26 protein-coding genes, 5 tRNA genes and 1 riboswitch are annotated in these 21,300 nt (G+C 65.0%); of the genes, 21 read left to right on the forward strand and 10 right to left on the reverse strand.

All coding sequences use genetic code 11. The features are described 5' to 3' along the window. The first annotated feature begins 60 nt into the window (after positions 1–60). Positions 61–136, forward strand: a tRNA-Gly gene (locus H3005_RS03585). Between the two features lie 69 nt (positions 137–205). On the opposite strand, the gene H3005_RS03590 is transcribed toward H3005_RS03585, so the two are convergent. Then, the gene (locus tag H3005_RS03590) at positions 206–517 is read right to left on the reverse strand and encodes a hypothetical protein (protein ID WP_100552101.1); all 312 of its coding nucleotides are present in this window, start codon (positions 515–517) and stop codon (positions 206–208) included. Positions 518–870: 353 nt separating this feature from the next. On the opposite strand from H3005_RS03590, the gene H3005_RS03595 reads away from it, so the two are divergent. From H3005_RS03595 to H3005_RS03610, 4 genes are read left to right on the forward strand one after another with little or no spacing between them, the layout of a single operon-like run. Further along, entirely contained in the window at positions 871–2,211 is a 1,341-nt protein-coding gene (locus H3005_RS03595) for a TolC family protein (protein WP_331273729.1), read from the forward strand. Next, the gene (locus H3005_RS03600; RefSeq protein WP_100552102.1) at positions 2,208–3,347 is read left to right on the forward strand and encodes an ABC transporter permease; all 1,140 of its coding nucleotides are present in this window, start codon (positions 2,208–2,210) and stop codon (positions 3,345–3,347) included. Before H3005_RS03595 ends, H3005_RS03600 begins: the two co-directional genes overlap by 4 nt. 10 nt (positions 3,348–3,357) lie before the next feature. Further along, complete coding sequence (locus H3005_RS03605) at positions 3,358–4,086, forward strand: ABC transporter ATP-binding protein (RefSeq protein WP_100552103.1); 729 nt, start codon at positions 3,358–3,360, stop codon at positions 4,084–4,086. Further along, positions 4,083–4,994 carry an HlyD family efflux transporter periplasmic adaptor subunit gene (locus H3005_RS03610; protein ID WP_191077592.1) on the forward strand — a complete coding sequence of 304 codons (912 nt, stop codon included), beginning with the start codon at positions 4,083–4,085 and terminating at the stop codon, positions 4,992–4,994. Before H3005_RS03605 ends, H3005_RS03610 begins: the two co-directional genes overlap by 4 nt. A gap of 22 nt (positions 4,995–5,016) precedes the next feature. Here H3005_RS03610 and H3005_RS03615 read toward each other — a convergent pair whose 3' ends face one another. Next, positions 5,017–5,472 carry a hypothetical protein gene (locus tag H3005_RS03615; RefSeq protein ID WP_100552105.1) on the reverse strand — a complete coding sequence of 152 codons (456 nt, stop codon included), beginning with the start codon at positions 5,470–5,472 and terminating at the stop codon, positions 5,017–5,019. 74 nt (positions 5,473–5,546) lie between these two features. On the opposite strand from H3005_RS03615, the gene H3005_RS03620 reads away from it, so the two are divergent. From H3005_RS03620 to H3005_RS03640, 5 genes are all read left to right on the forward strand, one after another. Continuing rightward, positions 5,547–5,622: transfer RNA gene (locus H3005_RS03620), tRNA-Gly, on the forward strand. Positions 5,623–5,776: 154 nt separating this feature from the next. Continuing rightward, positions 5,777–5,852 (forward strand) — tRNA-Gly (locus tag H3005_RS03625). A gap of 66 nt (positions 5,853–5,918) precedes the next feature. Then, a tRNA-Cys gene (locus H3005_RS03630) sits at positions 5,919–5,992 on the forward strand. Positions 5,993–6,121: 129 nt separating this feature from the next. Continuing rightward, a complete protein-coding gene (locus H3005_RS03635; protein ID WP_100552110.1) occupies positions 6,122–6,691 on the forward strand; it encodes a DUF998 domain-containing protein in 570 nt (189 codons plus the stop codon). Between the two features lie 91 nt (positions 6,692–6,782). Continuing rightward, complete coding sequence (locus H3005_RS03640) at positions 6,783–7,328, forward strand: DUF4124 domain-containing protein (RefSeq protein WP_223880015.1); 546 nt, start codon at positions 6,783–6,785, stop codon at positions 7,326–7,328. 9 nt (positions 7,329–7,337) lie between these two features. Here the strand turns inward: H3005_RS03640 and H3005_RS03645 are convergent, their stop codons facing one another. After that, positions 7,338–7,907, reverse strand: a complete 570-nt coding sequence (locus H3005_RS03645; protein ID WP_243381708.1) for a flavin reductase — start codon at positions 7,905–7,907, stop codon at positions 7,338–7,340. Positions 7,908–8,150: 243 nt separating this feature from the next. Between H3005_RS03645 and H3005_RS03650 the strand changes: the two genes are divergently transcribed. Next, the gene (locus H3005_RS03650; RefSeq protein ID WP_263407382.1) at positions 8,151–8,789 is read left to right on the forward strand and encodes a winged helix-turn-helix domain-containing protein; all 639 of its coding nucleotides are present in this window, start codon (positions 8,151–8,153) and stop codon (positions 8,787–8,789) included. 133 nt (positions 8,790–8,922) lie between these two features. Then, on the forward strand, positions 8,923–9,192 hold the full coding sequence (locus H3005_RS03655) for a hypothetical protein (protein ID WP_089240177.1): 270 nt from the start codon (positions 8,923–8,925) through the stop codon (positions 9,190–9,192). A gap of 106 nt (positions 9,193–9,298) precedes the next feature. Here the strand turns inward: H3005_RS03655 and H3005_RS03660 are convergent, their stop codons facing one another. Then, positions 9,299–9,499, reverse strand: coding sequence for a hypothetical protein (locus H3005_RS03660; protein ID WP_100552113.1), 201 nt, complete (start codon positions 9,497–9,499; stop codon positions 9,299–9,301). A gap of 89 nt (positions 9,500–9,588) precedes the next feature. Continuing rightward, entirely contained in the window at positions 9,589–10,680 is a 1,092-nt protein-coding gene (locus tag H3005_RS03665; protein WP_100552114.1) for a hypothetical protein, read from the reverse strand. 182 nt (positions 10,681–10,862) lie between these two features. Between H3005_RS03665 and H3005_RS03670 the strand changes: the two genes are divergently transcribed. Further along, a complete protein-coding gene (locus H3005_RS03670) occupies positions 10,863–11,696 on the forward strand; it encodes an AraC family transcriptional regulator (protein WP_100552115.1) in 834 nt (277 codons plus the stop codon). A gap of 3 nt (positions 11,697–11,699) precedes the next feature. On the opposite strand, the gene crcB is transcribed toward H3005_RS03670, so the two are convergent. Then, entirely contained in the window at positions 11,700–12,092 is a 393-nt protein-coding gene (gene crcB / locus H3005_RS03675; protein ID WP_100552116.1) for a fluoride efflux transporter CrcB, read from the reverse strand. An 81-nt stretch (positions 12,093–12,173) separates the two neighbouring features. Continuing rightward, a riboswitch (Fluoride riboswitch) is annotated at positions 12,174–12,237 on the reverse strand. A 22-nt stretch (positions 12,238–12,259) separates the two neighbouring features. Next, positions 12,260–12,700: a helix-turn-helix domain-containing protein gene (locus H3005_RS03680; protein ID WP_223880016.1), complete on the reverse strand. Its 441-nt coding sequence runs from the start codon at positions 12,698–12,700 to the stop codon at positions 12,260–12,262. A gap of 78 nt (positions 12,701–12,778) precedes the next feature. Between H3005_RS03680 and H3005_RS03685 the strand changes: the two genes are divergently transcribed. After that, positions 12,779–12,988: a helix-turn-helix domain-containing protein gene (locus tag H3005_RS03685; RefSeq protein ID WP_100464659.1), complete on the forward strand. Its 210-nt coding sequence runs from the start codon at positions 12,779–12,781 to the stop codon at positions 12,986–12,988. Between the two features lie 352 nt (positions 12,989–13,340). Next, the gene (locus tag H3005_RS03690) at positions 13,341–13,577 is read left to right on the forward strand and encodes a hypothetical protein (protein WP_025875165.1); all 237 of its coding nucleotides are present in this window, start codon (positions 13,341–13,343) and stop codon (positions 13,575–13,577) included. 1 nt (position 13,578) lies between these two features. On the opposite strand, the gene H3005_RS03695 is transcribed toward H3005_RS03690, so the two are convergent. After that, positions 13,579–14,628, reverse strand: coding sequence for a 4Fe-4S dicluster domain-containing protein (locus tag H3005_RS03695; protein ID WP_100552117.1), 1,050 nt, complete (start codon positions 14,626–14,628; stop codon positions 13,579–13,581). Further along, positions 14,625–14,906, reverse strand: a complete 282-nt coding sequence (locus H3005_RS03700) for a hypothetical protein (protein WP_100552118.1) — start codon at positions 14,904–14,906, stop codon at positions 14,625–14,627. Before H3005_RS03700 ends, H3005_RS03695 begins: the two co-directional genes overlap by 4 nt. Positions 14,907–15,086: 180 nt before the next feature. On the opposite strand from H3005_RS03700, the gene H3005_RS03705 reads away from it, so the two are divergent. From H3005_RS03705 to H3005_RS03715, 3 genes are all read left to right on the forward strand, one after another. After that, positions 15,087–15,527: a group III truncated hemoglobin gene (locus H3005_RS03705; RefSeq protein WP_100552119.1), complete on the forward strand. Its 441-nt coding sequence runs from the start codon at positions 15,087–15,089 to the stop codon at positions 15,525–15,527. Between the two features lie 44 nt (positions 15,528–15,571). Next, positions 15,572–16,981 carry an oxygen-independent coproporphyrinogen III oxidase gene (gene hemN, locus H3005_RS03710; RefSeq protein WP_100554082.1) on the forward strand — a complete coding sequence of 470 codons (1,410 nt, stop codon included), beginning with the start codon at positions 15,572–15,574 and terminating at the stop codon, positions 16,979–16,981. Between the two features lie 278 nt (positions 16,982–17,259). After that, positions 17,260–17,808 (forward strand): hypothetical protein, encoded by a 549-nt coding sequence (locus H3005_RS03715; protein ID WP_100552120.1) that lies wholly within the window; start codon positions 17,260–17,262, stop codon positions 17,806–17,808. Between the two features lie 341 nt (positions 17,809–18,149). Here the strand turns inward: H3005_RS03715 and H3005_RS03720 are convergent. Continuing rightward, positions 18,150–18,236 (reverse strand) — tRNA-Leu (locus tag H3005_RS03720). A gap of 115 nt (positions 18,237–18,351) precedes the next feature. Between H3005_RS03720 and H3005_RS03725 the strand changes: the two genes are divergently transcribed. The 3 genes from H3005_RS03725 (at position 18,352) to H3005_RS03735 (ending at position 21,283) form a co-directional block, all read left to right on the forward strand. Further along, positions 18,352–19,374, forward strand: coding sequence for a TraB/GumN family protein (locus H3005_RS03725; protein ID WP_100552121.1), 1,023 nt, complete (start codon positions 18,352–18,354; stop codon positions 19,372–19,374). Between the two features lie 58 nt (positions 19,375–19,432). Next, positions 19,433–19,885 (forward strand): BLUF domain-containing protein, encoded by a 453-nt coding sequence (locus H3005_RS03730; protein WP_223880017.1) that lies wholly within the window; start codon positions 19,433–19,435, stop codon positions 19,883–19,885. 111 nt (positions 19,886–19,996) lie between these two features. Further along, complete coding sequence (locus H3005_RS03735) at positions 19,997–21,283, forward strand: nucleotide sugar dehydrogenase (RefSeq protein ID WP_100552122.1); 1,287 nt, start codon at positions 19,997–19,999, stop codon at positions 21,281–21,283. The last annotated feature ends 17 nt before the right edge of the window (positions 21,284–21,300 follow it).

Consider the following 21,300-nt stretch of genomic DNA (forward strand, 5'->3'; position numbering starts at 1 on the left):
TGACGCCGTGCAGCAATATCGACACAATAGCGCTCCTTCGACGCAGGTCGAACGGAATCTGCGGGAATAGCTCAGTTGGTAGAGCGCAACCTTGCCAAGGTTGAGGTCGCGAGTTCGAGTCTCGTTTCCCGCTCCAGATTCAAGAAGAACGCTCCCGAAAGGGGGCGTTTTTCGTTTTGCGCGCCGCCATCCGGATACAGCCTCGCTAGCGCGGGATGCCCCGGCTCGCACTGCACCAGGTGCGCACGTCCGCACGGTCGAAGCCGGCGCAGGTGTTTTTCCGCGGGATGTACAGATAAGGCGCGTCGGCCTGGTAGGTGAAGTGGTAGTAGTAGGTCCGGTCCTGGCCATACAGCCAGTAGTTCGACGAGCCGTTGTTGATCACGTAGGGCTCGAAGGAAAAGATCGACGACTGCGCGGGAATGAAGTTGCTGCGGTCCATCAGCAGCATGGTCGCGTTCGATGCCAGTGGCGTGGCCAGGCAGATCGCCATCGTGCCCACGACAAGCACGGCCATGAAGATGCCGAGCGCGCGGCAAGGACTTAATTTCAAGCGTATAGCCTGCCGGTAGGAGCGTTCAGGCCAATGTGCCGCAGCGCCCGCGAACAGTCCAGCGTTCAGCTTCGCGGCGCCCGTGAAAGGCTGGGGAAAGGCCGAGGGTTCGCAATGCAGGCACCGCATACGCGCTGTAACGCAGCTCCGACTGATTCTCCATGTCCACTCCACAATCGCGGCGTAGCCTCCTCGGCTTCTCTCTCCACGAAGGTGGGCGGGTGGCCAGTTGTTTCACTTTCACCGCGGCGTCCGTCAAACGGTATGCCGCGCTCCCGCGCATCATCGTAGCTGCCGGGGCGGTGCTGACCAGCACGATGCTGGCAGGTTGCATGTCGGTGCCGGTTCCCGATCTGCCCGATCGCACTCCAGTGGTCTGGAATCAAGCCGCCCCTGCGCAGGGCGTCGCGGTCGATGCGCGGCAGTGGTGGAAGGTGCTGGCCGATGCGCGCTTGAACGCACTGGTGGAAGAGGCGATCGCCGGCAATCTGGACCTGCAGCAGGCCACGCTGCGGCTGCAGGCGGTGCGTCTGGTGTCGGGCACCGCCGATGCGCGCTTCCGTCCGGAGATAACGGCCAGTGCAAAGCAGGTGCAGGACGCCGCCGCGGTCGACACTTACTTCCACGCCGGTGTCGAAGCGATCTGGGATCTTGGCTTGTTTGGCGCAGCGGAAAGTGCCCGATTGAGCGCGCAGGCGGCCAACGGAAATGCAGAAGCACTGCGCAATGCCGCACAGGTGGCGGTGATCGCAGATGTAGTGCGCAGCTATCTGGATCTTTCCGTCGCGCAGGCGCAGGCGGATCTGTTGGGCAAGCAACAGGCCGTTGACGCACGCGGCGAGCAACTGGGGCTGGTGCGGCAGCGCCTGCATCTGGACGAGCCTGGCGAACTGGATCGTCTGCGTGCGCGGCAGGCTGCCACACGCGCTGCCATTGCGCAGGCGGATGAAAACGCAGGCAACGCCGCGCGTGCGCTGGCGCTGCTGCTGGGGCGCGATGGGCCGGATCCGGCCTGGAATGCCTACCGCACGCCACCGCACTTGAGCACCTTCACCCTGCAGCAGGTGCCGGCTGATCTGCTACGCCATCGCCCGCAGATCCTGCTGGCCGAGGCCGATGTGCTGCAGGCCACCGCCGAAAAGGGCAGCGCACGCGCGGCGATGTTCCCGAAACTGAGCCTGGGCGGCTCCATCCTGTACGCCTACAACCTCACCCAGAACGCACGCTCCAACTCCGATTCCAGCCCATCGATCGGTCCCTACATCGACATTCCGCTGTGGGATTGGGGCCAGCGGCGCGCGCGCTACCAGTCCGACGACAAGCAGCTGGATGCGGCGTTGCTGGGCTATCGCAAAGCCGTGCTGCAAGGCGTGGCTGAAGTGGAAGGCGCATTGGGCAGCCTGGCCCGCCAGGACAGCAGCATCCAATCGCTGCAGGTGGCCGATGAAACTGCCCGGCAGCAGGTCGCGCGACAGGCCCGGCAGGTGCAGCTTGGCCTCTCCAGTGAGTTCGACGGGCTGGAAAGCCAGCGTGCGGCGTTGTCCGCGCATGCCGATCTGATTGGTGCGCAGGGTGCGCGCGTGCTCGCCTTCGCATCGCTGTATCGCGCAGTGGGCGGCGCACCCTTGCCGGTCGAGCCAGAAGGCGACGCGCAATGATCGCGCTTGCCCGCAAAACGCTGGTTTACGAGTGGCGCAGGTTCCTGCCGGTGGTGCTGGCCATGTGTTTCGCCGGTGTGCTGCTGATCGTGCAGGCAGCGCTGGTGCTGGGCATCTTCGGCACCGCTGCGATCTACGTGAAGGCATCGACCGCCGATGTCTGGGCTGGCTTTGCCGGTACGCAGAGCGTGAACTACGGCCATGCGATCAGCGCGGATGTTGAAAGCCGGCTGCGCATGGACCCGGATGTCACCCGCGTCGAGCCGTACGAATGGGTCGATGGCGAGTGGCGCTCCAGCGCGCAGGGTACCGGCAACGTGTCGGTGTACCTGTCCGGCATCTCGACGGCGAACGACGCGATGATGTTCTCGCGCATCCTTTCGCCTGACCTGCGTGCGCAGTTGCGCGAACCCGGGGCGGTGATCGTCGACAGCGCCGACCTGGACACGCTGGGCGTTGATCTGCGCAGCAACCAGGCCTGGATCAACGGCAAGGCCGTGCGTGTGGTCGCCGCGCAACCCGGCCTGCGTGGTCTTGGCGGCGTCAACGTGCTGGCATCACTGGATACCGCGCGTGCCATCGCCGGAACCGACCCGCATGAAGGCAGCACCTATTTCGTGGCGGGCACGCGATCCCCGGAGCTGGCCGGTCGCGTGCGCGATCGCCTCAACGATTCAACGGGCCGCGCTACGCCTGTCGAATTCTGGACGGCCCCGGAGTTTGCCAGCCGCTCGCAGCAGTACTGGCTGTTCGACACCGGTGCCGGCATCGCGGTGCTGTTCATGGCGGTCATCGTCTGCTTCGTCGGCGCGGTGATCACCAACCAGTCCTTCGCGGCGGTGGTGGCCGGGTCGGTACGCGAGTACGCCACGCTCAACGCGCTCGGTGCAGGCCGCTACGCGCTGGCGCGGGTGGTGTTCGAACAGGCCGTACTGATCGGCGGCGTCGGCATGCTGCTGGCCGCAGCCTTCAGCACGGTGGTGCTGTTGGCGGCGCAGACCCAGCGCGTGCCGGTACAGCTCACGCCGATGGTGGTTCTCGGCTGCGTGGCGCTGGTCGCGGTGATGGCCATGCTGTCGAGCATCATGGCGGTGCGCAGCGTCGTCCGTTCCGATCCATCGTTGCTGTTGCGTTGAGGGGCGACCGATGAAAAACACCTCCATCACGTCCCCGACCCTGCGTGCCGACGCACTGGAAAAGGGCTTCGTGTCCGGCGATGTGCACGTTCCCGTGCTGCGTGGCCTGTCACTGGACATCTATCCTGGCGAACTGACCCTGGTGTCGGGTCCCTCCGGCTGCGGCAAGAGCACGCTGCTGTCGCTGATGTCCGGACTCTCCACGCCCGATGGCGGCCGCGTGCATGCGCTTGGCCAGGACGTCAGCCATATGACCCGCAGTGAGGTGGAGCGCTTCCGCCTGCATCATGTTGGTTTCGTGTTCCAGGGCTTCAATCTGTTCCCGGCGCTGACCGCGCTGGAGCAGGTGCAGCTGCCGTTGGGCTATCGCGGCATGCGCAACCGTGACAGCGAGCCGCTGGCGCGGCAGGCGCTGGACGAGGTCGGTCTCTCGCATCGCAGCCACATGCGCCCGGCGCAGCTGTCCGGCGGCGAAAAGCAGCGCGTGGCGGTTGCCCGTGCGTTCGCCAAGTCACCAACGCTGATCTTCGCCGATGAGCCCACCAGTGCACTGGACGCCGAGAACGGCCAGCGCGTGATCGACATCCTGCACCGCTATGCACGCGCACATCAGGCCACGGTGTTGTGCGTAAGCCACGATCCACGCCTGATCCGCCATGCGGATCGGGTGATCGCCATGGAAGACGGCACGGTCCGCGATGACCGCCGCCAGAACGAAACCGTAGAGCCCAACCGATGACCAGAATGCCGCCGTTGTTCTCCCTCAGCATCTCCTTGGGCGCGGCATTGCTGCTGGGTGCCTGCAGCAAGGACGCACCCGTACCCGCACAGCCGGCCGCATCCACGTCCACCAGCGTGGACAAGGTGGCCGTCGCCCGCGGCATCATCGATGTGGAAGGCGGCCTGATTGCACTGGTCCCAGCAATGGATGGTTCGGTCAGCACCGCGCCGGTGAAGGAAGGGGCGGTGGTCCGCAAGGGCGATGTCCTGCTCACCGTGGATGGCGCACTGCTTGAACAGGAAGTAGGCATGGCCAACGCCGATCTCGCGCTGGCTACCGACCGACTGAAGGGCAGCCAGGCACAGCTGCGCGAGCTGGAGCGCAACGCCACGCGTCTTGCCACCGGCGCCAGCGAAGGCGTCTCTTCCAACCAGCAGGCCGACGCGGCAAAGCAGCAGCTGGCTGGCGTTCGCGCCGATGTCGATGTGGCTGGGGCGCAGGTCGAGATGGCCCAGCACAAGCTGGAGCACGCCAGGCTCAAGCTGCGGCAGATGTCGCTGACCGCGCCGGATTCCGGCACCGTGATTGGCCAGGTGCCGGGCGTCGGGGCATTCGTGCAGGCCGGCAAGCCGGCGATTTCATTGCTGCCGGCGCGGCCCCTGCAGGTGCGCGCTGAGTTGAGCGCCGCCTATGCCGATACAGTGCAGGTGGGCATGCGCGCGACGGTGGTGATCGATAGCGATGGCACCGAGGGCAAGCCGCTGCCGGTGGCACGCGTGGTCCGCATCAGCCCGGTGTTCGCACCGGCACGGCTGCCGGAGGATGCAGGGCGCGGCGTGGCCAAGGTGGTGGAGTGCGTGCTGGAGTTCGAGAGTGCGGCAAAGGCGCGCGTCGGCCAGCACGTGCGGGTGGAGTTCCGGAAGTAACTGCGCCGCTCTCTATGAGTCTCTATGAGCGCGCGCGGGCTGCCTGCTTCCTTCTGGCCAATGCCCGCCACGCACTGACCAGCGACACCACGCACAGCGCCAGCAGCAACCCCACGTCCAGAAGCAGCAACCACAGCAGGTGCATTCCCTGTACCGGGGGCTGGTGCATCATCGATGCCAGCCACGGGAAGGTCCACGCCAGCAGCAGCACGACGGCGATCAGCAGTCGCAGCCACAAGCGATCGAACTTCCAGGGGCGCACGATCAGCGCAGCGATCACCAGCTCGACCGTACTCAACAGCGCGAACACGACAACGCTGCTGGTGGGGTAGGGCAGGGTTCCGCCATTGAAGTGCCGCAACATCCAGTAGTCCGGCGTGAAGCCTGCATTGACCAGTGCAGCGATCACCGCCAGCCAGGTGAGGGCGACAAGGAGCCAGAACAGGCGGACATGGCGAGGTCTCGTGGCCGGGTTCATCGGGTAGGCTGGCTGTTGACGGCGTGAAGGAATTTCGACACAATAGCGCTCCTTCGACGCAGGTCGGAGAATCTGCGGGAATAGCTCAGTTGGTAGAGCGCAACCTTGCCAAGGTTGAGGTCGCGAGTTCGAGTCTCGTTTCCCGCTCCAGATTACACAGGGCCCCGGTTGGGGCCTTGTTTTTCTCCCGCCACGGCAAGGCGGGGCACGTTGAGCCACAAGGCTTTGCGCGCAGTCAGAAAAGTGAAAAGTGTTGTGAAATGGCTGGTGTGTGTCCCGGGCTTCCGGTACCATGACGGCTTATGCGGGAATAGCTCAGTTGGTAGAGCGCAACCTTGCCAAGGTTGAGGTCGCGAGTTCGAGTCTCGTTTCCCGCTCCATGTTCCGACAGGCCCCATCGCGGGGTTTTGTCATGTCAGGGGCGTCGTTCCTGATCGCAGTACGTTGGCCTCATGGCAGAGTGGCTATGCACCGGATTGCAAATCCGTTTACAGCGGTTCGATTCCGCTTGAGGCCTCCAATTGAAAAGCCCTGATTTCGATCAGGGCTTTTTCTTTGCGCGCAATCCGGCGCCGGCAGGCTGTACCAAAATGCACATGCGACCCGGCGGGGGCGGCTGCTAACGTCGCCGCACTTCTCTTCAGCAGTGGTGACCGCAGTGCGAAACCTGGCGATCCAGCAGGCCGTGTACATCCCCCTCGGCGCGATGCTGGCACTGATCGCTTTTGCATTCACCGTGCCCGGCTACCACTCGCTCTCGCAGCACCTCAGCGAACTTGGCCTGCTGCCGGGGCTGCAAGCCAAGGCGGTGCAGGCCGGCCCGGTGGCTAGTGGCTCGGCCATCATCCTCTTCAGCCTTGCGTTGCTCGCCCAGGGCCGCCGTTTCGCGCTCACTGCGCTCACCTCCACCCTGTTCGGGGTGTCCATGGTCAGCAATGGCGTCTTCACCATCGGCAGCCCCATGCATGGCCTCTATGGCATCGGCATCTTCTCGATCCTGACCCCGCTGCTGTTCCTCGCAGAGCTGGGCCCACAGGCGTCAACGCGGATGGCATGGTTTGCGCGCGCCAGCTCGCTGCTGGGCATGGCCTATCTGTGGCTGATGATGTCCGGCTTCGATCCGGAGCCCTATCGCGGCCTCACCCAGCGCCTTGCGCTGCTGCCGGCGTTCGGCTGGTACACCCTGGCGGCGCTGGAGCTGCGTTCATTCCGGCGCTGATTCGCCGGGCGTGAGGGCATTTGCCCGGACACACGATCAGTCGTAGCGTATGGCCAAACGGGCCGCAGGGCCCGGGACAGGAGGTCTTGGCATGAACATGAAACCTGGCATCGCGCTGGCGTTGCTGCTGGTCGCGCCGCTGGCATCGGCGCAGGTCTACAAGTGCAAGGGTGCGTCCGGTGAGACCACCTACTCGCAGAACGCCTGTGCCGCGGGCGCGGAGCCGATGAAGCTGCGCTCCAACCGCGCCGCATCGGAATCGGTTGGCGAGCTTGCCAACCGCACCGCGGTCTACCGCACTGCCGAAATGAATGACGCCGGCATTGCCGAGCGCAACTGCCTGCAGAGCGAGCAGTCGCGCATCTATGGCCCGTTCGAATCGCGCAGCCAGGCGGTCAATCGGCAGGTGGCCGATCTGAACCGGCAACTGGCTGCTGCCAGCAGCAATCTGGCCGGCGCCACCAGCGAATCTGGCATCCGCGCGCAGATTTCCAGTCTGCAGCAGTCGTTGAGCTCGGAACGGACCTCGGCCGACAGCCAGATGTCGACAGCGCGCGAGCGTTGTTCGAGCGCGCGTCGCGACCGCGAAAAAGAGGTGCACGAGAAGTACTCGAACGCGCCAGCGTCTTCTTCCTGATCGCAGCTGTCATGCAGTCAGCTGCGAAGGAGCGTCAGCACGGAAATTGCGCGCCACCGGAATGGTGGTGCCCACATAGTGGCGGAACAGGTAGATCAGCGGTGCCCAGCGCTGCACGTCGATATGCTGGGTACCTGCAATGGTGATCGCCTCGTGTGCATGTACCCGGCAGATCCGTCCTTCGACGATCATGAAGCCCTGATCCTGCGTTCCGCTGGGTCGATGCGAGGCAAGCAGCGCGACCTCCACCTGCAGCGGGCATTCGGCGATCGCCGGTGGTGCAACCTGCACCGAGTCGACGCGGGTGAAGCCGCCCAGTGCGAACTTGTCACGCACATGCACGTAGCCCCTATCACGCTTCGAATCCGGCACAGGGGTGCGCGCGGTGGCGCGGGCGATGGCTTCAACCTGCGTCGCCTGGGTGGCCTCGGCAAAGTTCAGGACGCATTCGCCGCGTGCCAGAAGATTGCTGCAACCCTGGCCCTGTTCGCCGATGCCGAGCACCACGCGGTCGGCCAACGCCCAGAATGAAGAAAGCGGGCTGATGTTCGCGCTGCCGTCTTCGTTCAGCGTGGTCATCAGCACCACCGGCGTTCCCGGATAGAGCACGGAGGGAGTGATACAGCGGCGTTGGATGTCTTCTGCTCGCATGCTGGAAGTTGTGGGTTGCGGGCGATCACTGTGCCCTGTGCAAGCGCGCGGAAGCTTCGATCCAGGTCGAATGATGCGTGGCAGGACGCATGCCACAATGCGGCCATGGTCCAGACCTCCCGCGCTTTCATCAATGTCGGCACATTGGTCGGTGACCACGCACGCGCGGCCATGCTGTTGACGTTGATGGATGGCCGCGCACACACGGCATCCGAGCTGGCTGGCGTGGCCGGCATCTCGCCGCAGACGGCAAGCAGTCATCTGCGGCGGTTGCTCGATGGCGGCATCCTGGCCGTGGCGGTGCAGGGACGCCACCGTTATCACCGGCTCGCCTCGACCGAAGTCGCCGACATGCTGGAAGGCATCCTGCGTTTCAGCGATCAACGGCCGCCGCTCTCTCCACGAAGCGTGCGGGTCGATGCCGGCTTCCGCCGGGCGCGTACCTGCTATCGGCACCTGGCCGGTGAATACGCCGTCGCCATCTCCGACCACCTGCTGAGCACCGGAGCGATCACCGCGGCGGCAGACCACTGGCAGATCTCGGCTCATGGCGCCGACGTCCTGCGCGCCGTGGGCGAGCCGCTGGCAGAGCTGATCGCGCGATCACCGCAGGTGAAGCCCGAGCGCTACTGCCGAGGGTGCCTGGACTGCACCGAACGTCGCCCGCACATGGCCGGCATGGTCGGCGAAGCCCTGTTGGAGAGCTTCCTGCAGAACCGCTGGCTGCATTGCCTCGAGGGGCGTCGCGAACTGCGGCTCACACCCGCCGGGCAGGAAGCGTTCCGTAGGCTGTTCGAGCTAAGCACCTGAGACCCACCATGTGCCCCTGTCAGTCTCAGCCGGCCACGACATGGCGACGGGGTATGGTCGAGTTCTGGTCTTCGGGAGCAGCAATGGCAGGCAAGGACATGAGGGGCTGCATGCACGATGCAGCTGGCGGGCAATGAGCAGATCCACCGCAGATGTGCGCTGGCTTACATTCCGGTTGAAGAACGGGCAGTCCATCGGCCCCGATCAACTGAAGGACGGCTGGGTCCTCGCCTCGGAGAGCCGTCATTGTGATGTGCGCCGCGAGCGCATCGAGGGCGCTGGCGTGGTCTATGCGCTGTATGGCCCGCCGGATCTTCCGTCGCCCCGCCGCGCCGAGCTGCGCATGCGCGACTTCCTCATGCGCTCCGGGTATACCTTCACCATGGGTACGCTCGGCCACTGATCCGTTCGGCCATTGCCACGCTTGGATCTGTCGCCGGTGCGGACGGCACCGACAGCAACGGAAGGCGCGAACCGGCTCCCGGGCTGGGAGCCGGCCGGAGTGCAGGTCAGGGCGACGGGCAATCCGTTTCCCTGCAGAGGCGATACTGGAGGTCGCACTGTGCAGAAGTGGGGCCACCGGGATTATGGGTGGCACGCAGGCACTGCTGATACTTCAGGTCGCAGAATTCGCAGGTGCCGGCAGCGAATGCGAAACCTGAAACTGCTACAGCAAGGAACATCATGGTCTTCAAGGTCGTCTTGATCATCACGTCAGTCCTTTGTCTGCCCTTCAATGGGCGAGGCAACAATAGCAGTGGTTGCCCGGCACGCCTGGTGCGCTGCGGCAAGGTGCGGATCACAACGACGTTCTTGCTGCCCTCAGCGCCTCGACTACCTGTGAATCCGTAAAGCCGCAGTGGCCTTCGCCCACCACAGGCAGGACGCGCAACAATGCCGTTGCACCTGCGCGCCTGGCCAGTTGCGGATACACCGTCTGCATGCGCGGCACGATGCTCGTGTCATTGTTGTTGAACTGGATCACCAGCGGTCGCCTGACCGCGCCGGTCAATGCCAGCTTGCCGCGCATATATCGCTGTGCCAGCGTGACCGCCGCGCGCCGCTGCACGCCTGCGTTGAACGCGTTGTCGTCACCGAATCCGCGGTAGACCGTCGCAAGGTTGCCGACCGGCATGCCGCCAGCGCGCTTCGCCAGTTCGTGCAGGATCATCGCGTGCAGGCTGATCGTGCCCGGCAATGCCTCGGCGCTTACCTGCAGCCGTGTGGCCAGTTGCGCAGCGACGGCCGGTCGAGTCTGAAGCGCGGCAGCGATGCCTTGATACAGCGGCATCTGCGATAGCGCCGCCGCTTCTGCCGATGCCAGCCCCTGGCGGGGCAGCCCTTCGGCCTCGGGGAAGAAATAATCGAACGCCACCAGTGTGGTCAGCAGGTCATTGGCCAACTGCTCGCCGGGCAGGTTGGCGCCGCACAGCGACACGCCGCCGCTGTAGTGCTGCGGCAGGCGTTCGAGGGTGGCGATGGCTACTGCGCCACCCATCGAAAAGCCGAGGATCCAGGTGCGATGTACGTCCTTCAATTCGGACAGGGCCTGCACGCGCAGGCGTTCCATGTCGTCGATCGCATCTGCCACTGCCCAGCCCTGGCTGCCATAGGCGCTCTGGGCAACGGCGTAGCCCGCTGCAAGCAGGCCGGCGGTGCTGTCGTTGGCCGGCATCGGTGAAGGCTGCGGCGAGCCGACTGGCTCATAGCCATGCGCCAGCATCACCAGTTCACCGTTCCAGCCGGCGGGCACGTCCAGGCGCCAGCGTGCGCCCTGCAGTTCGCCGCTGGAGGTGCGCGGCGTGGCTGCGGGCGCGGCAGACAGCAGGGGGTGCGGCAGCAGCAGGGCAAATGCCAGGGCGAGTCGGTGGAGCGTGCGTGTCCTGGGCATCGCTGGGGCGGGTGTGGTTGGCATTGGCTTTGCCCCTCGGTGCGATCAATTGCCGGCTTGCCGGCAGGATGTGTCGCTTGTATAGCGCCGCCCCGGCACGGCGGCCAGTGCCGCGCACAGCAGGGTCGAATCCGATACGATCTGGCATATCTGTCTCCTTTCGTTTGACCTGGAGTCCCGTCATGGCCGATCGTCTCGCCATCCTGCTCGAACGCTTCGCAGTCACCGCCTCGGTGTTCCATGCCGGCGCGCTGTGTGGCATCAACAGTCTCGAAGGAGAGGGCGAGGCCGGCCAGCTGCATCTGGTGCGGCGCGGTCCATTGCAGGTCAGCCATGGCGGGCAGACGGTGCAGGTCGATGTTCCCAGCCTGCTGCTGTATCCGCGCCCGATGCCGCACCGCTTCCATACCGATCCCCAGCACGGCGCCGACATGGCCTGCGCCAATCTCCATTTCGAAGGTGGCAGGCTCAACCCGATCAGTGCGGCGCTGCCCGATTTCATCTGCCTGCCCTTGGCCGATCTGTACGGCGGCCATGCCGCCCTGGAGCTGCTGTTCGAGGAGGCATTCGAGCAACGTTGCGGTCGAGCGGTGATGGTCAACCGCCTGTTCGAGGTGGTGATGATCCAGGTGCTGCGGCAGCTGATGGAGGGGGGCGAGATGCGCGGCGGCCTGTTCGCCGGGCTCGGCCACCCACGCCTGCGGTTGGCGCTGGTGGCGATGCATGAGGCACCGGCCCAGGCCTGGACACTGGAGGATCTGGCTGACGTTGCAGGCATGTCACGCAGCGTGTTCGCCGCCAGTTTCCGCGAGGCCATGGGAACCACCCCCGGGCATTATCTGCAGGGGTGGCGGGTCGGCCTGGCGCAGCAGGCGTTGCGCCAGGGCCGACCGTTGAAACGGATCGCCGACGAGGTCGGCTATGGCAGCGAGGCGGCGTTGTCGCGAGCGTTCAAGGCGCACACCGGGCAATCGCCACGGCAGTGGCGGGGGCAGGCGCGCGTCGCTGCCGGTTGAGTGTCACCCCAGCGCGAGCCGGGTCAGCTTCATGCCGGCGAACAGCCCGGCCAGGCCCAGGGCTACCGAGCCGCCCGCGTAGAGTGCGGCCAGGCCATGCTGGCCCCGCTGCAGCAGCAGGCCGGTTTCCAGGGAAAAGGTGGAGAACGTGGTGTAGCCGCCAAGAATGCCGGTGGCCAGCAGCAGGCGCAGTTGCGGCGAGGCGCCGTTGCGCAGGGCAAATGCCTCCACCACCACACCCATCAGCAAGGCGCCGCTGATGTTGACCAGAAAGGTCGACCAGGGCCACGAACTGCCGACGGCGACGCGGGCGCCGATCAGATTGCAGGCGTGACGTAGACAGGCGCCGACACCGCCGCCCAGGAATACCAGCACATAGTTGTTCAACGTCTGCATTGCTTGCCTCGAGTGCGTGTTCGCAGGTTCGACGGCGTACGCAATGGCGGGCAATGCCTGCCATCGACGAACGCCGGGTTCGTCGCAGCAGGAGCCATCAGCCATCTCAGGCGGTTATCGGGGGAGCCCCATCCCCATCGGCAGCCATGCTACCAGCGCGCGATGGGTCAGGGCAGGGCAGTCATCACCACGCGTGCGACCTTGCCGCGGCTGACGCCCTCCATCAGCAGGTCATGGGCCATCAGCCCCAGCGTGGCCTCACGCCGGTAGCCGACCTCCAGGCCTCGCTCGGCAAGGATGTGGGCGACCAGCTCATAGGCCGCTTGCCAGACATCCAGATGGGCTTCGCTGGGCATGTGCATGTAGGCCGTGCCGCGTTCGCCGACACCCCGTCCCAACGGGCCGAACAGCAGCTCCCGCGGGTCCAGCTTCACCGCATCGGCGATGCGGAACAGCTGTTCGGCTTTCACGTGGTTGGCTTTGACGTGGTCGTTGAGCCAGTTGCTGACCGTTGCCGTCGTCGTTTCGGCGGCACGCGCCAGGTCGGCCGGGCGTGCATGCCCGGCGTCCTTCATGGCGACCGCGAGTCGTTGTCCAAGAGTATTCATCTATGCAAGCCAGCTTAACGCGTGGAATCGAAAGAGGCCTTGGCGCAAGAATAAGTTTGATGATGAAAGGGATCGAAAATGGACGAATTCTGGAGCAAGCGGCAGGTCCGCACGCGGCTGGGCTTTTCCACCGACGCAGAGCTCGCCAAGCTGTTTGGAATCAGCAGATCCGCTGTCTCGCAATGGCCCAGAGGCTTTCCCATTCCGCCGCTGAGGCGCTACATCCTGCAGCAGCGGTACCCGGCGCTGTTCCCTCTGGATCAGGACCCGAACGATGAAACCGCTTGAGATGCGTCCAAGGCTGTCGCAGACAGACCGCTAAGGTCAATTTGCTAAGCATGCTTAGCAATATAGGCAGAATCGATCGCCCCCGCTCGCAGCGATGGCCTGATCTGTGATGGGCACCCGGGTTCGTTGGCGAGCAGTGTCGACATCGGCACGGAGATTCCCGATCCCCTTCGTCACGGCCTTTCATGAACGATTAATAATTTCAATCGCGAAAGTCGTGCCCTGTAATTGACGTGTCGTGAAATCTATGACTAATTGGCATCAACCGGTTGTGAAGGCCGGGAGTCTTTCAGTAGCTCGCAAGTGAATTGGTCGACCGTCAACGATGCAGAACAAGTCAAACGGAGGTCGTATGGAATACGGCATGCATGGCTTGGCTGAACGGGTACGCCGCGAACTGGAAGCCAGTTATCACAAACACGGATGCGGTCCGGCGTTCTGGGATACCTACCAGCAGGTGCTTGATCGTCTGGTTCCGCAGGGGACCGGGCGGACCGATGTCACCAACGAAATGGCGCTGATCATCGAACAACTGGGCATCGTCCGTCGCGCCCAGCTGGTACCGCCGCGCCCGGGCGACCCGGGCTGACTCAGAACAGGCGCCAGACGCCACAGGCCAACAGCGCCAGCAGCATCGATGCGAGGACAGTGGTGCGGGGGCGCCACCACCGGCGCGGCTGGCCTGCCATCACCTGCGGGCTGCAATAGCGCACCAGGCCGGGACCGAAGCCCGCCTGATGCTGCTGCCGGGTGCAGGCTTCCAGACAGGCGCCGCAGGCCAGGCAATCGGCCTGTGGACCATGGCGGATGTCCAGTTGCATCGGGCAGGCGCGTACGCAGGCCATGCAATCGATGCAGTCGCCCAGCCGATCCGCACTGAAGGTCGGCATCGGTCCGGCCAGCAGTGGATGTGCGGCACGGAAAACGTAGTCCTGCGCGGTGGTCGGGTCGAGCAGGCCACGACCGCGCCCGAGCACACCGCCCAATGCCGGCGGGCGGGCGCCGCGTGGCTCGCCACGGCGTGGGTCATACAGCATGCGCGGGGTGTGCGGGTCGGTCAGCAACGGCTGCATGCGCGCGAACGGACAGAGCGATCGGCACACCTGTTCGCGCAGGAACCCGGCGTTGCCCCAGGTGGCGCCGGCATAGAACAGCACCCAGAAGGTCTCCCAGCCGCTCCAGCTGCCATCGAACGCGCCGGCGACCAGTTCGCGGATCGGACTGAACAGTCCTACGAAGGTGATTCCGGTCCACAGCGACAGCAGCAACCAGACCACGTGGGTGAGCGGCCGCGCTGCCTGCGCGGGCAGGACGCGGGCCAGGGCCTGCGCGATCCCATCGAAGGCCCGTGTCCACAGTGTCTGTGGGCAGGCATGCCCGCACCACACGCGGCCGGCCAGATGGGTGAGCAGGGCCAGACCCACCGCCATCACCGCCAGCAGGCCCAGCAGCACGCCGATGTCATCCGGCCACAGGGTCCACGCGAACAGGTCGAAGCGGCGCGCGTTGAGGTCCAGCAGCAGGGCCTGCCGCCCATTCCATTGCAGCCACGGCAGGGCATGGAACAGGATCAGCAGTGCCAGGCCCAGCGCACGGCGCCAACGCCATGGGTGCGGTGGCGGGCTAGTGGCGACGCTCATCCCAGTGGCTCCTCATCCTCTTCGCTCGGCATCGGCCGCAGCAGGTAGCCGGTCACCGCGCTGGAAAGTGCGGTGACGGCCCAGAACATGAAGAACCCTGCGGTGTAGCCCAGCTCACGGCTGATGGCCGTACCCGGGAAGCTGATTGCCTGCAGCCGCAGTGGATCGACGAAGGCGAAGAACACCACGCACGCCAGGCCGGCGGCGATGAAGCTGGGCCACAGGACTGCGCCCCACTGCTGGATACGCCGCTGGCGGCTGGAAAACGGTGTGTTCATGCGGGTTCGGGTTGAAGAAGAGGGCGGCGCGTATACTTCGCCGTGGTTGGCGCAGCATCCGCAGGGCATGCTTCCTGCAAGCGTGCCAGCCTAGGTGCGCCCCCGTGCGCTGACATTGATCTGGATCAACAGTAGTGGTGGCGGCCTGCGGCACACTGCCGATCCGCATTTGGTGCCCTGATGAACGCAACGCCCAAGACCGATATTCCCGTTGCTTCACCAGAGCTGTGCAGCGAGGAGGAAGTGACCCGGCTGGTTCACGATTTCTACGCGCGCGTGCGTGACGAGGAGCGACTGGGGCCGGTGTTCGAAGGTCACGTGAAAGACTGGCCGGAACACCTCGCCCAGCTCGTGGATTTCTGGTCGGCGATGCTGCGCGGGACGCGCCGGTTCAAGGGTTCGCCGATGTCCAAGCACATGGCGATCGATCTGGAAAAGGATCTGTTCGACCGCTGGCTGGTGCTGTTCCACATCACCACGGCGGAATGCAACAACCCGCCGATGCAGGCGCTGGCCGACGATGTGGCCGCCCGCATCGCCGAAACCTTCTGGCGCCGCTACCAGATGCTGCGCTGGCCGCAGGTCATGCTGCCGGTGCTGGGCGCCCCCGCCAAGGATTGATCTGGGTCAAGGCGCACCGCCTGGCTTGGCGCGATGCTGGCGCCATGGACACGTTCTCTCCCGCTGCCGGTGGCCTGGCCTGGACCTTCGATCCCGATCTGCTGCGTCGGCATGACCGGCCCGGCCCGCGCTACACCTCCTATCCCACCGCACCGCACTTCCACGACGGCTTCGATGCACCGGCGCTGCGCCAGGCGATCGCCGACAGCAACCCGCTGGCGCGTGCGTTGTCGTTGTACGTCCATGTGCCGTTCTGCTCCAGCCCCTGCTTCTACTGCGGCTGCAACCGGGTGATCACCCGCGACCGCGGGCGTGGCCACAGTTACGTGTCACGCGTGCTGGCCGAGGCAGACCTTTTGGCACCGCAGTTCGCCGACGGCCGTGAAGTGATCCAGCTGCACCTCGGCGGTGGCACACCGAATTTCCTGGATGCCGATGCGATGACTGCGCTGGTCGAAGGCCTGCGCCGGCGCTTCGATTTCAGCGATTCATCGCAGCGTGATTTTTCCATCGAACTGGACCCGCGCTTCATCGATACCAGTGACGTGGCGATGCTGGCTCGGCTCGGCTTCAACCGCGCCAGCCTGGGTGTGCAGGATTTCGACCCGCAGGTGCAGGAATCGATCAACCGCGTGCAGGGCGTGCGGCAGACACTGGACATCCTGCGCGCGTGCCGCGACAGCGGCATGCGTTCGGTCAACGTCGATCTGATCTACGGCCTGCCTGGGCAGAGCTTGGAGGGCTTCGGCCGTACCCTGGAACTGGTGCTGGCGCTGCGTCCGGATCGACTGGCGGTGTACGGCTATGCGCATCTGCCACACCTGTTCCGCGCGCAGCGGCAGATCGACGAAAGCCGCATGCCTTCGCCGGAAGACAAGCTCGCGCTGCTGGGCCTGGCGGTGGAGCGCCTGTCCGCAGCCGGCTACCAGTACATCGGCATGGACCACTTCGCATTGCCGGAAGAGGATCTGTCGCGTGCCCAGCGCGCCGGCCAGCTGCATCGCAATTTCATGGGCTATACCACCCATGCCGACACCGATCTGATCGGTCTTGGCGTAAGTGCGATCAGCCATGTGGGTGCCACCTACAGCCAGAATCCGCGCGACCTGCCGTCGTGGGAGAACGCAGTGGACCAGGGGCAACTGCCGGTCTGGCGCGGCGTCGCGCTCAGTGCCGACGACGAGCTGCGTGCCGAGCTGATCCAGCAGTTGATGTGCCAGGGTGAAGTGGACGGAACGTCACTGGCGCAGCGCCATGGCATCGACTTCGAGGCCTACTTCGCCGAAGACCTGCAGGCCGTGCAGCGTCTGCAGCAGGATGGCCTGGCCGAGTACCGCGACGGCGTGGTGCGCACCAGCGAGCCCGGACGGCCGTTGCTGCGCCTGCTGGCGATGTGCTTCGATCCCTATCTGCGTGTCGCCCAGGAGCAGCCTCGCTACTCGCGGGCGATCTGAGCGCAGGCCTCAGCGATTGCCAGCATTGCGACGAGCAGCCATGCCGCCGCTGGTCGTGGTGTGGGTGTGGCCGACGTCCGTGCGCGAGGTCGAGAAATTCCTCACAGCTACAGGCAATCATATTGGCCGGAGGTGAGACGCTTGACGAAAGGGTTGGAAGCAGCTTCTGCGACAACAACACCAATTCATTGACAGGCAAAAACTATCGAACCTTATATGGGAGATGGTACGACGAGAACGTGGGCGTACAATGCCTTTATGGCACGGAGGTCTGAACTATGAAGACCAGCATTCTCACCGCCCTGTCGGCGTTGGTGATACTTCATGTGGTGCCCTTGCACGTGCGAGCGGTGGGCACGGATCTATCCATTCCGAAGCCCTCAGAGCCAGCTTCTCGTGAAGACCAGAAGGCTCTGTGGAAGAAGGTGGAACAACTCTCATTTGCCGCCGTGGCGGGTGCGGAAAGCGTCAAGCGTGCTGTTGCGCTGGAGCAGGACCGTCTGCCTGACGGGGAAGTATCCGGCCTGGCTATAGGTGACCGACTCACCGGAACAAATGTTGCGCTACAACTCGATCCTGCGGGAAAGCTGGAAGAACTCTCATTCGACCTTCGCGGAGGCTGCATCTCGACGCGAACTCTTCTGTCGCAGTATCCCAATCTGCTTGTTCTTCAGGTTCCGCACGACCCGCAGGCCAATTCGCTTGTCGGCACCACTATTGGAGGTGCTCTGGCCACATTCACAATGGCCTCGGGCCCCGGACCATGCGCGCTCAGCGTGACCGTTCAGACGGTTGAGATGGCCAAGGCGCAGCTTCTGCTGCGTTGAGGTAAAAGCGCCGCCGGTAGTCGCATGACGGCGGCGCCCAACGCAGGACGCAACTCGGCCTCGCGCTCGGGAACCCACTTCGCAGCTTCCTGCTTTGTGTGTTTGGTAGTGGAGTCGCGAACGCCCGCCACGTAAACCTGCACGCGCCACTTGTTCCCTGATCGTTGGATGCTGCCCATCGCCGCATCATATGGGGAAACTCTGGGGAGAGTAGCCGGGCAGGTCCGGGCAGGTCCGGGCGAATCGGGGTGTGTGCGGATTCTTGTGCGAGTCCAAGCGGCTGATTCTTTGCCGATTTTTGGCGAATCGCTGTAAACGCGAAGTCTCCCTGGAACGTGCAGTGGTGCCCGGAGCCGGAATCGAACCGGCATGGGGTTTCCCCCGGCGGATTTTAAGTCCGATGCGTCTACCAGTTTCGCCATCCGGGCCTGCAGCGCGCGCCGATTGTAACGGAATCGCCGCCGCTGCCGCCGGCTAACGCTGCTTTTACGCAGTCGGGCGCGGGGCTGGGTACAGTCCGCCAACGTTTCCGGGAATGGCGATATGCGTGCACGTGGCAAGCGATGGATCGGATGCAGTGCCGTGCTGGGGCTGATGCTGGCGATAGGCCCGGCCGCCGCGCAGCAGGCACCAGCGTCCACTGGCCCGGTGGTGGACATGGACACGGTGCAGGTGACCGGTGAACAACCCGGCCCCGGGCTCTGGAAGGTGACCGCTCCACAGGGGCATGTGCTGTGGATCCTGGGAACGGTCTCGCCGTTGCCAAGCGGCGTGCAATGGCGCTCGGATGAAGTCGAACGGACCATCGCCGGTGTCGACCATGTGCTGGGCGATCCGGGTTTCAGCCTCGATGCGAAGATCGGTGTGTTCAAGGGCCTGACCCTGCTTCCGCTGGCGATGAAGACCGCTCGCGATCCGCAGGGGCGCACGCTGGATCAGATCCTGCCGGCGGCAACGTACGCACGCTGGCTGGGGCTGAAACAGACCTACATGGGCAATGACCGTGGCGTGGAAAAGGACCGTCCGCTGGTGGCCTCCGGTCGCCTGTACCAGGCGTTCCTCAAGCGCAACGGCCTGCGTGACGGCAAGCAGGTGAAGGAAGCGCTCGGGCGCGCCTACAAGGCCCGCGATCTGACGCCGGAAGATGTGCAGGTGAAGCTGAAGGTCGACGACATCCGTGGCACGTTGAAGGAACTGCAGGCCACCGAAGTCGATGACCGTGCGTGCTTCGAACGCACGCTCGACACCGTGGAATTCCAGGCGCCGGTGTTGCGTGAGCGGGCCAATGCCTGGGCACTCGGCGATGTCGCCGCACTGCGTCGGCTGTCGGGCTCGGCGATGGCCCAGACCTGCCGCGAACTGCTGCAGGATTCGGCCTTCGTGCGCAGGCGTGGCTGGAGCGACATGCCACAGCAGGTGCGCACACGCTGGCTGCAGGGCGTGGATGCGGCGCTGACCCATCACGCTGGCACGTTCGCGACGGTGCCGGTCAGCCTGCTGCTGGGCGAAGGCTATCTGGATGCACTGGTGCAGCGCGGCTACCAGGTCGAGGCGCCGCCGGAATAGCCAACGCTTGAAGTCCTCGTGCTTCCTGTCATATTCCTCTGCACTCAGGAGGGGAGTGATGGACATGCCATTGCATGCGTACGCCTATGTCAGCACGGCCAGGGAGGGACTGGACGTGCCTGAGCTCGATGCGCTGCTGGCCGATGCGACCGCGTTCAATCGCATGGCCGGAGTGACCGGGGTGCTGATGTTCGATGGCAGCCGTTTCCTGCAGTACATCGAAGGCCCACGCGATGGGCTGGCCTCGGTGCACGCGCGCATCGGCAACGCGCGGCGCCACGGCAGCATCACCCAGCTTGCCGCAGGCCCGATCCAGAGCCGCTGGTTTCCGCGCTGGACGATGGCCAACCGGCAGGTGGATGCGGCGACGCTGGCCAGCATCGTGGCGGCCCCGTGGAATGGTTTCAGCCTGGAGCAGAATCCCCCGGATCATGGCTTCTGCCTGTTGTTGCGGGCCTGGACGGGAGGGCACGGCGAGCTCGAGCCGGCCGCCGTCAGCCTTGGATCCTGAGTCTGGCGTGGTCTGGCGGCGCTGCCGCGGTTAATCTTGTCGGCATGTTTGCCTGCACCCGGACCCTCGCATGACCCACTGGACACCGTCGCCAGCTGCTGGACGCCGCGCGTGAGCGCGCCGATCGGCGCAGCACAGATGCCGTCCCCGGCCATCATCGGCCTGGGGTATGTCGGGCTGCCGTTGGCGGTAGCTTTCGGCCGGCAGCTGCCCACGCTGGGGTACGACATCGACGCTGCGCGCATCGCCGAACTGGCTGGCGGGCAGGACCATACGCTGGAGATGGAGCCGGACGAACTGGCCAGCGCGTCGCTGCTGCGCTACAGCAGCGATCCGGCGCAGCTGGACGCCTGCAACGTGTACATCGTCACCGTGCCCACGCCGATCGATGCCTACGAGCAGCCCGATCTGGAGCCATTGCGCTCGGCGACGCGACTGATCGCCAGCCATCTTCGCGCCGGTGATCTGGTGATCTACGAATCCACCGTCTACCCAGGCACCACCGAAGAAGTCTGCGTACCACTGCTGGAGCAGGGCTCGGGCCTTCGCTTCAACGAGGATTTCTACTGCGGCTACAGCCCAGAGCGGGTCAGCCCTGGCGATCGTCAACGGCGCCTGGCCGACATCCGCAAGATCACGTCCGGTTCAACGCCACAGGTGGCTGCGGTGGTCGACGGCCTGTACCAGCGGATCATCACCGCTGGCACCTTCCCGGTGCCGTCGATGCGGGTCGCCGAAGCGGCCAAGGTGGTGGAGAACATTCAGCGCGACGTCAACATCGCGCTGGTCAACGAGCTGGCATTGATCTTCGACCGCCTCGGCATCGACACCCAGGATGTGCTCGACGCGGCAGGCAGCAAATGGAATTTCCTGCCGTTCCGTCCGGGGCTGGTGGGAGGCCACTGCATCGGCGTGGACCCGTACTACCTGTTGCACAAGTCCGAAAGCGTGGGCTACCACCCCGACCTCATCCATACCGCGCGGCAGGTCAACAACCGGGTGGGCGAACATGTGGCCAATCGTGTGTTGGCGATGCTGGCCGAACGCGGTCGCTCACCGGCGCACTCGCGCATCCTGGTGCTGGGCGTGACCTTCAAGGAGGACTGCCCGGACCTGCGCAACAGTCGCGCGCTGGAACTGGCCCAGCGGCTGGCCGACGGCGGCGCGCAGGTGGACGTCAGCGATCCGTGGGTGGGGCCGGCCGCACTGGCGGACGAGGGTGTGAACTGGCTGGCTGAGCCGACGGCGGGGAGCTACGACGCAGTGGTGCTGGCGGTGGCTCATGAGAGCTTCAAGGCGATGGACGATGCCCATATCCGCAGCCTGCTGGCGCCCGGTGGACTGGTCTACGACGTGAAGTCTGCCTGGCCGCGCAGCGTGGTCGACGATCGCCTGTAGGTGCTTGCGCGGTAGAC

Origin of the sequence: Stenotrophomonas sp. Br8 (assembly GCF_014763005.1) — a bacterium.
In the GTDB taxonomy this organism is placed as follows: Bacteria; Pseudomonadota; Gammaproteobacteria; order Xanthomonadales; family Xanthomonadaceae; genus Stenotrophomonas; species Stenotrophomonas lactitubi.